This window comes from Pseudomonas sp. PA-4-8C, from assembly GCF_021606625.1.
In the GTDB taxonomy this organism is placed as follows: Bacteria; Pseudomonadota; Gammaproteobacteria; order Pseudomonadales; family Pseudomonadaceae; genus Aquipseudomonas; species Aquipseudomonas lactis.
On sequence record NZ_WKCD01000151.1, the window covers coordinates 1 to 12,990 of the forward strand.

The 12,990-nt window shown below is 60.2% G+C and carries 13 protein-coding genes and 1 pseudogene; 6 read left to right on the forward strand and 8 right to left on the reverse strand.

Translation table 11 applies throughout. From position 1 onward, the window contains the following. The 4 genes and pseudogenes from GIW04_RS19780 to GIW04_RS19795 form a co-directional block, all read right to left on the reverse strand. A pseudogene (locus GIW04_RS19780) lies at positions 1 to 845 on the reverse strand (ATP-binding protein); the annotation flags it as partial. Further along, positions 842 to 1,510: a response regulator transcription factor gene (locus tag GIW04_RS19785; RefSeq protein WP_034135263.1), complete on the reverse strand. Its 669-nt coding sequence runs from the start codon at positions 1,508 to 1,510 to the stop codon at positions 842 to 844. The gene GIW04_RS19785 and the pseudogene GIW04_RS19780, both read right to left, overlap by 4 nt. Further along, positions 1,510 to 1,821 (reverse strand): PepSY domain-containing protein, encoded by a 312-nt coding sequence (locus tag GIW04_RS19790; RefSeq protein WP_044273608.1) that lies wholly within the window; start codon positions 1,819 to 1,821, stop codon positions 1,510 to 1,512. The genes GIW04_RS19785 and GIW04_RS19790 overlap by 1 nt, the downstream gene beginning before the upstream one ends. Continuing rightward, positions 1,821 to 2,123 (reverse strand): PepSY domain-containing protein, encoded by a 303-nt coding sequence (locus GIW04_RS19795; protein ID WP_034135262.1) that lies wholly within the window; start codon positions 2,121 to 2,123, stop codon positions 1,821 to 1,823. Before GIW04_RS19795 ends, GIW04_RS19790 begins: the two co-directional genes overlap by 1 nt. 158 nt (positions 2,124 to 2,281) lie before the next feature. Between GIW04_RS19795 and GIW04_RS19800 the strand changes: the two genes are divergently transcribed. From GIW04_RS19800 to codA, 6 genes are all read left to right on the forward strand, one after another. Next, the gene (locus GIW04_RS19800) at positions 2,282 to 3,361 is read left to right on the forward strand and encodes a patatin-like phospholipase family protein (RefSeq protein WP_120249144.1); all 1,080 of its coding nucleotides are present in this window, start codon (positions 2,282 to 2,284) and stop codon (positions 3,359 to 3,361) included. A gap of 97 nt (positions 3,362 to 3,458) precedes the next feature. Then, complete coding sequence (queD, locus tag GIW04_RS19805; protein WP_120249145.1) at positions 3,459 to 3,815, forward strand: 6-carboxytetrahydropterin synthase QueD; 357 nt, start codon at positions 3,459 to 3,461, stop codon at positions 3,813 to 3,815. A gap of 128 nt (positions 3,816 to 3,943) precedes the next feature. Next, positions 3,944 to 4,318 carry a hypothetical protein gene (locus GIW04_RS19810; RefSeq protein WP_003190257.1) on the forward strand — a complete coding sequence of 125 codons (375 nt, stop codon included), beginning with the start codon at positions 3,944 to 3,946 and terminating at the stop codon, positions 4,316 to 4,318. Further along, positions 4,315 to 4,512, forward strand: coding sequence for a helix-turn-helix transcriptional regulator (locus GIW04_RS19815; protein ID WP_003190255.1), 198 nt, complete (start codon positions 4,315 to 4,317; stop codon positions 4,510 to 4,512). The genes GIW04_RS19810 and GIW04_RS19815 overlap by 4 nt, the downstream gene beginning before the upstream one ends. A 216-nt stretch (positions 4,513 to 4,728) precedes the next feature. Beyond that, positions 4,729 to 5,997: a cytosine permease gene (codB, locus tag GIW04_RS19820; protein WP_003190253.1), complete on the forward strand. Its 1,269-nt coding sequence runs from the start codon at positions 4,729 to 4,731 to the stop codon at positions 5,995 to 5,997. A gap of 50 nt (positions 5,998 to 6,047) precedes the next feature. Then, positions 6,048 to 7,283 (forward strand): cytosine deaminase, encoded by a 1,236-nt coding sequence (gene codA, locus GIW04_RS19825; protein WP_003190252.1) that lies wholly within the window; start codon positions 6,048 to 6,050, stop codon positions 7,281 to 7,283. A gap of 9 nt (positions 7,284 to 7,292) precedes the next feature. Here the strand turns inward: codA and GIW04_RS19830 are convergent, their stop codons facing one another. Genes GIW04_RS19830 through tssI form a run of 4 tightly spaced genes read right to left on the reverse strand, consistent with a single transcriptional unit; the run spans position 7,293 to position 12,942 of the window. Further along, the gene (locus GIW04_RS19830; RefSeq protein ID WP_120249146.1) at positions 7,293 to 9,443 is read right to left on the reverse strand and encodes a lipase family protein; all 2,151 of its coding nucleotides are present in this window, start codon (positions 9,441 to 9,443) and stop codon (positions 7,293 to 7,295) included. Between the two features lie 13 nt (positions 9,444 to 9,456). Further along, the gene (locus GIW04_RS19835) at positions 9,457 to 10,218 is read right to left on the reverse strand and encodes a hypothetical protein (protein WP_120249147.1); all 762 of its coding nucleotides are present in this window, start codon (positions 10,216 to 10,218) and stop codon (positions 9,457 to 9,459) included. A 4-nt stretch (positions 10,219 to 10,222) separates the two neighbouring features. Then, the gene (locus GIW04_RS19840; protein WP_057710165.1) at positions 10,223 to 11,059 is read right to left on the reverse strand and encodes a DUF4123 domain-containing protein; all 837 of its coding nucleotides are present in this window, start codon (positions 11,057 to 11,059) and stop codon (positions 10,223 to 10,225) included. Further along, on the reverse strand, positions 11,059 to 12,942 hold the full coding sequence (tssI, locus tag GIW04_RS19845) for a type VI secretion system tip protein TssI/VgrG (protein WP_120249148.1): 1,884 nt from the start codon (positions 12,940 to 12,942) through the stop codon (positions 11,059 to 11,061). Before tssI ends, GIW04_RS19840 begins: the two co-directional genes overlap by 1 nt. Positions 12,943 to 12,990: the final 48 nt, after the last annotated feature.

Genomic DNA, 12,990 nt, shown 5'->3' on the forward strand with positions numbered 1-12,990 from the left:
AGTTCACGGTTGAGGCGCTGCTGCACCTGCTCCAGTTGCTCGCGCAACAACTGGCTCAACTGCGGATGATCCTTGAGGGCTTCACTGGAAGCAGCGCTCAACAACACCGCCAGGGGAGTTTTCAGCGCATGCCCCAGGTTGCCGAGGGCGTTGCGGGAGCGCTTGAGGCTGTCTTCGGTGTGCGCCAGCAGGTGGTTGATCTGCGCCACCAGGGGCTCCAGCTCAAGTGGCACCTGAGTATCGAGTTGCGAGCGCTGGCCTTGTTGCAGTTGAGCGATCTGGTTGCGCGCGGTCTCCAGCGGGCGCAAGGCACGGCGCACCGTGACCCGTTGCAGAACCAGCACCAGTAGCAGCGCCGCCAGCCCCATCACCAGGCCGACCTGGCGCATCAGGCGAAAGCTCTCGCGCACCGGCGTGTAGTCCTGGGCCACGCTGATGGAAATCGATTGGCCAAAGCGCTTGTAGTCCGAGCGCAGCACCAACAGTTGCTGGCCTTCGGGCCCCAGTTGCAGGTTGCCCTTGAGCCCCGCCGTGGGAAGCCGGGGCAGTTCCTGGTCCCACAGTGAGCGGGAGCGCCAATGCACATCGGCAAAGTCGATACGAAAGTAATGCCCGGAGAATGGCCGCTGGTACGCCGGCGACAGGCGTTGCTCATCCAACTGCACACCGTTGGGCCCACGCACCAGCGCCACCAGCAGGTTTTCGCTGTCGTTGCGCAAGCCCGCTTCAAGGTAGCGCTGCAAACCTGCCTCGAACAACCACAGGCTGGTTTGCGCCAGCACCACGCCGACAATCACCATCACGCTGATCAACCCCAGGCTCAGGCGCCGCTGGATTGACCTCATGCCGGGGTGGCGCCGAAACGGTAGCCCTGCCCGCGCCGCGTCTCGATCACGCTGCGGCCCAATTTGCGCCGCAGGTGGTTGACGTGCACCTCAAGTACATTGGAGTCGCGCTCGGTCTCGCCGTCATACAAGTGTTCGGCCAGGTGGCTTTTGGACAAGATCTGTTCGGGATGCAGCATGAAATAGCGCAACAACCGAAATTCGGCAGCCGTCAATTGGATCTCGGCGCCGTCGCGCAGCACGCACTGGCGCCCTTCATCCAAATGCAGGCCGGCAGCTTGCAGGGTGGGCTGGTTCGTCTGGCCGTGGGAGCGGCGCAGCAGCGACTGGATGCGCAGGTACAGCTCTTCGGGGTGAAAGGGTTTGCTCAGGTAATCATCGGCGCCGGCCTTGAGCCCTTCGATACGCTCGGCCCAGGAATCGCGGGCGGTGAGAATCAGCACCGGGATGGCCAACGCGGCGGCGCGCCATTGGGCCAGCACTTCAAGCCCGGGCAAACCGGGCAGGCCAAGGTCGAGGATGATCAGGTCATAGGGTTCGCTGCGCCCTTGATACACGGCGTCGCGGCCATCGGCCAGCCAGTCGACCGCATAACCCTGGCGCTGCAGGCCGGCCATCAGTTCGTCGGCCAGGGGGACGTTGTCTTCCACCAGGAGCAGGCGCATCAATCTTCCTCATCTTTGATCAGGTTACCGTTGGTGGCGTCCAGCTTGATCTCGCGCACCACGCCCTCGGTGGTCACCAGTTCCACTTCATAGGCATATTGCCCGTGTTTCTTTTCCAGTTCGGCTTCCAGCAGCCGTGAGCCGGGGTATCGCGCCATGGCCTGCTGCAACAGCTGTTCCAATGGCAGGATCACGCCTTGCTGGCGCAGGGCCAGGGCTTCGTCCTGGTTGAGGTCGCGGGCCGCCAGGCTGGAACAAAACACCATGAGCACCAGCGCCACGCGACTGCCGACGCGTAAATTTACCTTCATTACGTATCCTGATGATTCTTGAGAACCTGCCCGGTGAGCGCGTCCAATTCAACATCCCATTCAATGCCGTCAGTGTCTTGAAGCTCAACTTCATAGACGTACTTGCCGTACTCCTCATCCAGGTCGGTGCCCAGCAGCGTCGAACCAGGGTGAAGGGCCAGGGCAGTGGCTTCCAATTGATCGAAAGCGACAATAGTAACAGTGGCCGGCACGATCAGTGGTTTGTCGGGGTCCAATGCGGCGGCCGGGGTCGCCGTAACGAGGATGATAGCGGCGGCGCCCAGGGCAGTGAGGCGCTTCATGATAAGTCTCCGTTACATGATGTTTTCCTACGTCGGCCACGGTACGCGCTGCAACTTAACTGAAACTGAATTGCCACCATGGCAATTCCGGTTAAGCCATTTTTCCCACTGCCTGCGAGATTTCCTATACTGCCCCGCTCGCCTCAACAGAGACCGGTATGACCGCCATCCATATCAAGTTCCCGGCCTTGACCCTCAAGGCCGGCAAACGCGCCTTCACCCGCCTCCGCGAGCAGGGCCTTGCGCCTGCCGACGTGGGCATCCTCCCCGGCGCGGCGGGCGGCCCCAAGGCCCTGGGTATCCAAGGGCTGGACCTGGCGCTGTTCGGTGACTGGTTGCCCCGTGCGCCGCGCGAGCGTGCGCTGATCGGCGCGTCCATCGGCTCGTGGCGGTTCGCCAGCGCCTGCCTGCCCGACCCGGTGCAAGGTTTGCTCGACCTGGGCCGCCTGTACAACGAGCAGCGCTTTGCCAAAGGCGTGACCATGGCCCAAGTCAGCCAGAGCTGCCAGCGCATGCTCGACGACCTGCTGGCCGGGCGCGATGCGCGGGTGCTGGACAACCCCGACTATCGGCTGAACATCATGGTGGTCAAGAGCCACGGCTTGCTCGCCGATGACCACCGTGGGCGGCTGGGGCTGGGCCTGTCGTCGGTGATTGCCGATAACCTGCGGGGCCGCGCACGGCTGTCGCGGCATTTCGAGCGGCTGATCATCCACGACCCGCGTCAGGCGCCACCGGTACACCCTCTGAAGGATTTCCCCTCGCGCTTCCTCACCCTGGACGTGGGCAACCTGCGCCAGGCGTTGCTCGCGTCCGGCTCGATCCCCCTGGTGATGCAAGGCGTGCGCGACCTGCCCGGGGCCGGAGCCGGCACCTACCGCGACGGCGGCCTGCTGGATTACCACCTCGACCTGCCCTACCACGGCGATGACATCGTGCTGTACCCGCATTTTACCGACCGGGTCATCCCCGGCTGGTTCGACAAGGGCCTGCCATGGCGGCGCAGCAACCAGCAAGGCTTGCAGGATGTGTTACTGCTGGCGCCGTCCAGGGACTACCTGGCCCGCCTGCCCCACGGCAAGCTGCCAGACCGCAGCGACTTCAAGCGCTTTATGGGCGATGACCTTGGCCGCAACAAATATTGGCAAACCGCCATGAGCGAGAGCCAGCGGCTGGGGGATGAGTTTTTGGCATTGGCGGACAACGGCAAGCTCGGCGACCGTTTGCTAGCCCTTTGACCGCATGGGTGCCTGCGGCCGAGGGGCGGTATGCGCAGAGGTTGATCAAGCTGTTAAACTCGCCGCCTGCCAGACACCTGACCGAGCTGAAAACACTGTGGAAATCTTCAAGGAATTTACATTCGAATCCGCCCATCGCCTGCCCCACGTACCGGAAGGCCACAAATGCGGGCGCCTGCATGGGCATTCGTTCAAGGTGGCCATCCACCTGAGCGGCGACCTGGATCCCCATACCGGCTGGATTCGCGACTTCTCGGAGATCAAAGCGATTTTCAAGCCGCTCTATGCACGCCTCGACCACAACTACCTCAACGACATTCCCGGCCTGGAAAACCCCACCAGCGAAGTACTGGCCAAATGGATCTGGAATGAACTGAAACCCTTGCTGCCGGAACTCAGTGCGATCCGTATCCACGAGACCTGCACCAGTGGCTGCATCTATCGCGGCGAGTAAGTGATCAAGTATTGAAAAGAACCACCTGCGGGTGGTTTTTTAATGCCTGCCTACCACGATGTAAAGCAAGCTTGACACTGAATTGACCACCACCTAATGTAAAGCACCCTTTACTTATGGAGATGATCATGTCACCCAAACGCTTCCCGATGGAGTTCGCTGTCATTTTGTTGGTGTACGTACTGTGCGTGGTGGTTTCCAGCGTCTACATGTCGTCGATGCCCGACGGCGTCGCCAAAATCGCCCTGGCACTGCTGCCCGTCATCCCGATGATCGCGATGGCGGTGTCGATTATCCGGCGGCTGAACGCCATGGATGAAATGGGCCGCAAGATCCAGCTCGAAGCGCTTGCGGTGGCGTTTGTCTGCACGGCGCTGACCACCTTCAGCTACGGTTTTCTGGAAACGGCTGGCTTCCCGCGGATGTCGGCCTTCATGGTCTGGCCGATCATGGGCGGCGTCTGGTGTGTGGCGACGATCATCGGCTCAAGGCGCTATCAGTGAACAATCAAATGCGTCATCTGCGCTCCGAACTGGGCTGGTCCCAGGCTGACCTTGCAGAGCGCCTGGGTGTGTCGCGCCAGACCGTCAACGCCATCGAGACCGGCCGCTACGACCCGAGCTTGCCCTTGGCGTTCAAGATCGCCAAGGTGTTCGAGCAGCCCATCGAGTCCATCTTTGAAGCACCGATGGACTGATGGGGACGCGTGACTGCAAGGGGTATTGAGACCCACTATGCGCTTCATGCCAACGCTGTTCGACTGAGCCAGTTTGGCTCACCGCTGCACTGCTTTTGCGCTGATTGGGAGGGGGCGGCCTTATAAAGGGCTTGCTCCCGTCAGCGCATACCTGCCCGCATCTACGTTGGCACGCAGGATGCACGCGACCTGGGTCACCACTCAGGGAGCAGCCCCATGACGCAGCAAGACCCCGGCAACGACTACCCTCTCAGCGAAGTCCCCTTGCACGCGCGCAAGGGTCTGGCCTCTACGGCCATGGTGTTGTTGGGGTTCACCTTTTTTACCGCGACCATGTTCGCCGGCGGCAAGCTGGGGGTGGCGTTCAGTTTCATCGACATGCTCGGCGTCGTGGTCCTGGGTAACCTGTTGTTGGGTATCTACGCCGCAGGCTTGGGTTACATCGCGTTCAAGAGCGGCTTGAACTCGGTGTTGATGGGGCGTTTCTGCTTTGGCGAAGTGGGCAGCAAGCTCAGTGACTTGATCCTCGGCTTTACCCAGATCGGCTGGTATGCCTGGGGCACGGCCACGGCGGCCGTGGTATTGGGCAAGTATTTCCAGTTGAGCCCGGGCAGTGTGCTGGGGCTGATGCTGGTGTTTGGCTTATTGTTCTGCGCCACCGCCTACGTGGGGTATCGCGGCTTGGAAATCCTGTCCTACATCGCGGTGCCGGCCATGGGGCTTCTGTTGCTGCTGTCGATGTGGGTCGCCACCGTGAAGGTCGGCGGGCTGGAGGGGCTGCTGGCAGTGGTGCCCAGCGCTGAACTGGATTTGTCCACCGCCATCACGCTGGTGTTCGGGACCTTTGTCAGCGGGGCAACTCAGGCCACCAACTGGACACGGTTTTCGCGCTCGGCCAAGGTTGCGGTGCTGGCTAGCCTGATCGGCTTTTTTGTCGGCAACGGCTTGATGGTGCTGATCGGGGCCTATGGCGCCATCGTCTATCAGCAACCGGATGTGGTGGAAGTCTTGCTGCTGCAAGGTTTCGCCACGGCGGCGATGGCGATGTTGCTGCTCAATATCTGGAGCACCCAGGACAACACCATCTACAACTTCGCCGTCGCCGGTTGCAACCTGCTGCGTACCCAGCGTCGCAAGAGCGTGACCCTGGCCGGCGCGGTGATCGGCACCTTGCTCGCCTTGTTCGGCATGTACGACCTGTTGGTGCCGTACCTGATCCTGCTGGGCACGGTCATCCCGCCGATAGGAGGCGTGATCATGGCGGACTTCTTCTATCGCTATCGCGGCCAATATCCGCGCTTGGCAGAAGCTCACTTACCGGCATTCAATTGGCCAGGTCTGATCGCGTATGGGGTGGGCACCGTAGTCGCGTTCAACTCGCCGTGGGTCGCGCCGTTGGTGGGAATTGTTGCCGCATCGCTGACCTATGTGCTGCTCAGCGCCATACTACGCGCCATGACCGCCTGGACATCGGTATCGCCCTGAGGATCTGGCGGCTGTCTGCCTGATTGTTTTTAGCCAAGAGGAACTTGACCATGCACATCATCAATGCCCGCCTGCGCAACCGTGAAGGCCTGCATGATCTGCACCTGGAACACGGCCGGATCGCCAGCATCACTGCGCAAACCGGGGTGCCAACGCTGATGGCCGGCGACTTGGACGCCGCCGGCAACCTGGTGATACCGCCCTTCGTCGAACCCCACATCCATCTTGACGCCACGCTTACCGCTGGCGAGCCGCGCTGGAACATGAGCGGTACGCTGTTTGAAGGCATCGAATGCTGGGGTGAACGCAAGGCCACCATTACCCAGGAAGACACCAAGGCGCGGGCCAAAAAAACCATTCAGGCCCTCGCCGCCCATGGCATCCAGCATGTGCGCACCCATGTCGACGTCACCGACCCAGACCTCACCGCACTCAAGGCCATGCTGGAGGTACGTGAAGAGAGCACCCACCTGATCGACCTGCAAATCGTCGCCTTCCCCCAGGAGGGCATCGAGTCATTCCGCAATGGCCGCGAACTGATGGAAGAAGCCATTCGCCTGGGTGCCGACGTGATCGGTGGCATCCCCCACTTCGAATACACCCGCGACCAAGGCGTGAGTTCGGTGAAGTTCCTCATGGACCTGGCCGAACGCACCGGCTGCCTGGTGGACGTGCACTGTGACGAAACCGACGATCCCCACTCACGCTTTCTCGAAGTCCTCGCCGAAGAAGCCCGCAGCCGCGAAATGGGTGCCCGCGTGACAGCCAGCCACACGACGGCCATGGGCTCCTACGACAACGCTTACTGCGCCAAGCTGTTTCGCCTGCTGGGGCATTCCGGTATCAGCTTTGTCTCGTGCCCCACCGAAAGCATCCACCTGCAAGGCCGCTTCGACAACTTCCCGAAACGCCGCGGCGTCACCCGCGTCAACGAACTGCTTGAGGCCGGCATGAACGTGTGTTTCGGCCAGGACTCCATCGTCGATCCCTGGTACCCGCTGGGTAACGGCAATATCCTGCGAGTGCTGGAGGCCGGCCTGCACATCTGCCATATGCTCGGTTACCGCAATTTGCAAAACGCCCTGGACCTGGTCACCGACAACAGTGCCAAAGCCATGGCCCTGGGCGATCGCTATGGGTTGCAAGCAGGTCGCCCGGCCAACCTGCTGATCCTGTCGGCCGACAGCGACTACGAAGTCATACGTAGCCAGGGCCTGCCGTTGTACTCGATCCGCAACGGCAAGGTGCTGATGAAACGGCAACCGGCCCGGGTGGAGTTTATGTAATCGCGTCGGTTAGACGACTGAGTCGATATCCAGCGTTTGCGCCCGTGCCTGTTCATTCTGGGACGGCGGCGGGATGCTGGCAAATTGCGCTGGCTCACGATTCTCGCGGTGGCTGAACCAACGTTTGAGGCTCGATTGCAGATGTGCAGAACGGGCATGGCTGCCGTAGACATCGTGGGCTTGCAGGCGACGCCAGCGCAGGCTTGCCAAGCGCTCGCGGCTGGTGTGCAAACGGTCGATCTCTGCGTTCAAGGCATCGGTGGGTTCATGGCTACGATCATTGGCTGGGCGCCGCTGAGCCAGTTCACGCCGCTTGGCCCGCAGTTGCTCGCGCATGCCTTCGAAGGCCCGGTCGAGCAGCTCGAACTCCCGCTGGGTCACCAGCGGGCCCTCACTCTCCAGGGTTTGTTGCCAGCGGCGCAATGTCGCCCAGGCTGCGGGGACGTAGCTGGTGGTCATGAAGTGCTGGTCGGCTTGGAATAGTTGCCTCAGCAAATTATCGCGACCGGGCATGTCGCCTTGCAGTTGCAATGCGCGGTTGCAACCTGCCTCCTCGATGGATTCACATCCAGGCTTCCATAGCACTGAAGAGTGGCTGCCATCCGGGAGCGTGATCGGCATGAAGTGATATTGCTCACCGTGATGCCGATAGGGGTTGCCGCCCACGCGCACCAGCCCTGCGGCGAACAGCAGGCCACCGGGTGCGGGGTTGCTGAATAGCGTGATGGCCCCGGGAATCCAGAGCTTGGCGGTGGTGTTCATCCAGGGCGCCGGGACACTGGGGACGGGGTCGTTGTGGTTGACGATGCGGTGGTGGACCAGGGTTGAGGCACCGGCGGTGAATTCGGCGTCGGCGGCGCGTGGGGCGCCGTAGGTGTAGAGCAGGATGTTGTAGTGGGCGTCTGGGGTTCGGCGCAGTCCTTCGGCCAACAGCAATGCAATGGCGCCGCCGAGGCTGTGACCGCAAATTACGATGCGCTGGCCAATGTGAAACTGATCAAGGTATTGCAGTACGAAATCACGTATAGCCCGGTAGGCCTGGTAAAAACCATCGTGCGCTTTTCCAACACCGTCTTCGAAAGACACCTGATGGGCATCGGCATCGCGTAATACGTCGGCACGACTGACCGTTCCTCGCACAGAAATCAGGATGATCTCATCGTGATGGGTGATGAAAGCCTGGGTATCAGTGCCGAATTTTTCATCATCGAAAAAGTGCAAGCGTGCGGGATATTCCTGCTCTTCCTTTAGTTCCGGGCGATTTTGTGGGTACAACTCAGGATCGAAAGGCAGGATTTCGAAACGCTGGGAGTAAGGAACATCTTCGTAGATCGGGTAAAAACGGTGTGATTGCTTCGGATCAATTCGCCAGGCTTCGTGATACACCGAAAGCTGTTCAGCGAATAAATTTCCAACGCTCGGATCTAACGGAAACCGCACTTCGTCTGATGGGCTTTCTGCGGGGACCTGCCCAAAATCGCAGTAACTCAACGCAGCAAACAATGCCAGTTGGTAGAGGTTCAGGGCACATAAGCTGTCTTCGGTGGATAACATTGGGCGCAAGGCCCGTAGGGGTCGCATTTCCAGAACGGTGTGCTTGTTGGGGAACAGTACGATACCCGAAAAAGTTGGCTCGGGCGGACCGAACCCTAGGTCGGCCATCATTTTCAGTGCATGACGCTTGGGACGCAAAGTTGACGACGCAGGTAGGGGCAGATGAGCGCTATGGCGTACCAAATCGCTTACTTCAACCTGATAAAACCAATCCGCTTGCTGGTAGGCCGGACTCTCCTCAACGCGTCTGTCGTCAGCACTAGCAAAAAAAGTTCGCTCAGCGCGCATTTGAAGTTCGGTGATAGGCAGTTTGTAGGTTCGGCGCGTTCGTAGCTGGTAATACGGCTCCTCAGTCCCGCTATACAAATCATCCAACATGAGAACAACCGGGCCGCAGTAGAAATCCTGCAAACGGGCAAAACCCTCACCATTCAATTTACCGACGTACTGTCTCCCTGAACTGTCATGGACCGAAAAGGCTAGTCCGCCATAGGCTTTTCCATTGCCCGTCATATCGACCAAACGAAAACTCACCCAGTGCCCTTTCAATGCGCAAGCAGGCATTCGTTCACTGAAAAAATCTTGCTTCCATGCATCCAGCTTCATGAATTGGTCCTTGTTATTTACATGTTGGATAGACGTCGCATACGCGCCCGTCCGGCATTTTTATGGGTTTAAAGTCTGTGGTGTTACCTGCGCAATATGCAAAAAGGTCTTCGAAACTCTTGCCTCTGCATCGCCGCCACCCCCCCGGCACCGCTACCCATCTATCGTCAAAGGCAGGTAACTCATCCTTGCTGACAGATAGCACCAGCCTCAGCTTTTTTCCGGGTAATTGCGGCCGTTGCGCCACGCCCCCTACCCGCGACGCTTGCAACTTACCCATCGAATCCAGCGAATTGCAGATCAGGAGTTTTCTAATCGCATGCAAAGGCCCTACCGTCCGAAAGTGCCATTTACATTGCCCCAGTATTTCCTGCACACCCGACTCGGGCATCCCAGGTAGGTCGGCCTTCAAACGGTCTCGAATAGAAATACTCCCGAAATTTCCACCCACATCCATACTCCGCGTCCCCCACTTCGCATAAAAGTCAAACTCCACACTGCGCAGGACCAACGGACAACCTTCTACCGTTTCAGTCAGTGGCAGCTCATAACTCACGCTGCTCGCCACAGGCTTGTAGTCTGTAAAAAAGACTTTCCGCTCAGGTCTTTTACCTCGCCGCCGAGGCAAGGTGCAGGTCTCACCCGTCGCGGGCCGGTAGTTGGCAGCCGTTTTAAGTTCAAACTGCGCCGGCAAATCCACCTCCAACGTAAAACGCTCCACCGCCCTCCCCGTACATCCCGAAAGCACCCCAGCCACCAGCAGCACCAATCCCATCCATTTACTCACCGCTCCCTACCTCCCTGTGCCACTGCGCCACCACTCGTTCAAAATGCTCCCCAGGCGCCTCGCCTGCCCTCGGTTGCCAATGAGTAACACTGCTACCAGTCGCCTCGGCCAACCGGCGAACCACCAAAAATTCGAGCTGCGCAGGCTCCCGCCACCGCCAGGTGCGCGCTTGTTCCAGTACCTGGGCCAGCCAAATCCTGGGGTTTTGGAATTCGACCAATGCCGCCAGGTCTTCGCTGTGCTCCGCCAGCAGGTAGCGCAGGATATTGGCGTGCAGGATGGCTTCGGCCTGGGGGTTGGGTGTGTCGAGCCACGGCGGGGGCTCAGGCGCCGGGTAGTCGCCCGGTGCAGGGTTTTTGTGGTGGTGCCAATCATCTTCATGCCAATAGCACACGCTGATCAGAGGCCCGAGGTAGAAAGGCCAATGTTCCTTGCCCAGATGGGCCAAGGCACGGGCCAGGGTGCGGTTGTCGTGCAAGCGATAAAGCGCCTGCTGGCCTACTGGCCCGACCAGCAGTCTCTCGCGCCAATGGCGCGCGATACCCGCCAGGTCGCTGGCCGGCAGGCTGGCGAGCCAACCCCAGTTCGACTCGGGGTGTAGCAGCAGGTCGGTCAGGGCGGGGTCACTCATTCGCTCGATCAACACGATGACCGGGCCTGAACTCGCCAACTGCGCCACAGCGGTCTCGCTGTAAAGGTTGCAATAGTGCGAGGGCGCGCGACCGGCGAGCAGAGGTTGGCGAGCCTCGTGGTTGCCATCAAGCACAAGGCATAGTTGATGCCCGCTCTGCTGCTGTTGGGCCATCCAACGATAGGGCAAGCTGTTCATCAAGCCGCCCTCCCCGCGATATCGCACAGGCCTTCACGGGAGCATTCACACAGAGGGCAAAAGTCCGCGCCCAGTTGCTTGGCCAAGTCCATGATGACGCCTTGCCCTGCTGAGATTTGCACACCGGCGTTCATCGAGCGGTGTGCAGACGGCGAACCGCCCAGGGTGATGGGCTGGCTGCTTGAGATGCTGCCAGCCTGCATCACCAAATGTTCCCCGCCAGCCTTCAAACTCAGTTGCGCACCGGCCTCAATAACAAGGCTGGCACCGGCCTTGAGGTGAACCTGCTGCCCGGCTTCGATCACCAGGCTTTGGCCAACGCGAGTCAGGCTATCGCCCTCTACCTCCAGGCGACTGTCATGCCCCACCCGTTGCTCCAAGTCACGCTGGGCGCGCAGGTAAATGAGCTCTTCGCCGCGTCGGTCTTCAAGGTACAGCTCATTGGCGCCCCCGCCGCCCGGCGAACTGCGGCTGCGCAGAACGCTGCGTGTCTTGTGCTGCGGCAAAGGGTACGCCGGCAGATGCGATGCATTGGGCAGGCAACCGGTGACAAGGGGTTGGTCCGGGTCTCCCTCCAGAAAGCTCACCAACACTTCCATGCCCACCCGTGGAATGACCATGGCGCCAAACCCATCACCCGCCCAACCGGACGCCACACGCAGCCAGCAACTGCTGGTCTCGTCGCCCTTTTCCGCGCGATCCCAGTGAAAGCGCACCTTCACACGACCATAAGCATCGCAGTGCACATCCTCGCCGGCAGGCCCGGTTACCGTCGCGGTCTGACTGCCACTGATCGTTGGCTTAGGGTGCTTGAGGGCCGGTCGATGCACTGCGCGCCAGGGGGTTGCGGTGAACCGGTTGCGATAGCCTTGGAACCCATTGGCATCAACGACCGACTCCTCCAACACCTGCGGCTGGTAACCCTCATGACGCACCGAAGTCAGCAGCCATAAGTCGTTGCAGGCTGGGTCCGGGTGATCACACAGCTCAAGAAAGTGACCACTGCACAACGCCGGTTGATCGCTCTTGCCCAGTACCCGATGGCGATCACGCTGGTGGCGCTCCAGGCCGCGCCGTACCAGCTGCACACCGCGTGCATGGCCCGTAAAGCCGGCAGGGTAGCCATAGTCTTCCAAAGGATCGACCGGCCCGGCACCGGCTTGGTCATGCAGGCGAAACGAAGGGTGCTCAAAGTCATAGTCACGGCGTACGGTGCGCCGGCTGCGCGTTACCATGCGCCGGTCGAAACGTTGGACAACCGGGGGCCCAAGCGATGGATCAGCCGAGGGACAATAACGCTGCACCGGCAACCGTCGAAATACTGTCTGGTCATCACCGAACACCAGCAGATGATTCTCCGCGCTGTGGCGAAAGTGGTAGTGAATACCCTCCTCCTCACACAGCCGCTGGATGAAATGCAGGTCGGACTCCCTGTACTGCACGCAAAATGCGCGCGGTGGATACACCACCGGCCCCAACTCAAACGCGTAGGCGTCGGCAAAGATACCGTGGTGTTCGAGGACCGCGGCAATCATCTGCGGTACGCTGCGCTGCTGAAAAACCCGCTGGTCGCAACGATGGGCAAGGGATGCCAGGCGTGGGGCCAGCGTCAGGTGATAAAGGGTGAGCCGCGTACCGGGATCATCCCGACCGATGGCGTAGATTTGCCCATGTAAGCCCTGGTCTGCTTCGCCGAAAGCCAGATAAACGGGTTGATGAAGCAACGCCTCCAGGTCAAGGGAAGGATCTTCGCTGACTAACTGCATGTGTATAAAGTAAGGCTGATCGAGGGCTTCGCTGCCTTTGAACGCCACTACCTGAAGTTCTGTATTTATGCTTGAAAGAACTAACTTGAAACGCGACAAAACAACCCCGTTAACCATCCTTTGTTACCCGCCATCAACTTTCTCTTGAACGACTCTCTCTCGCCC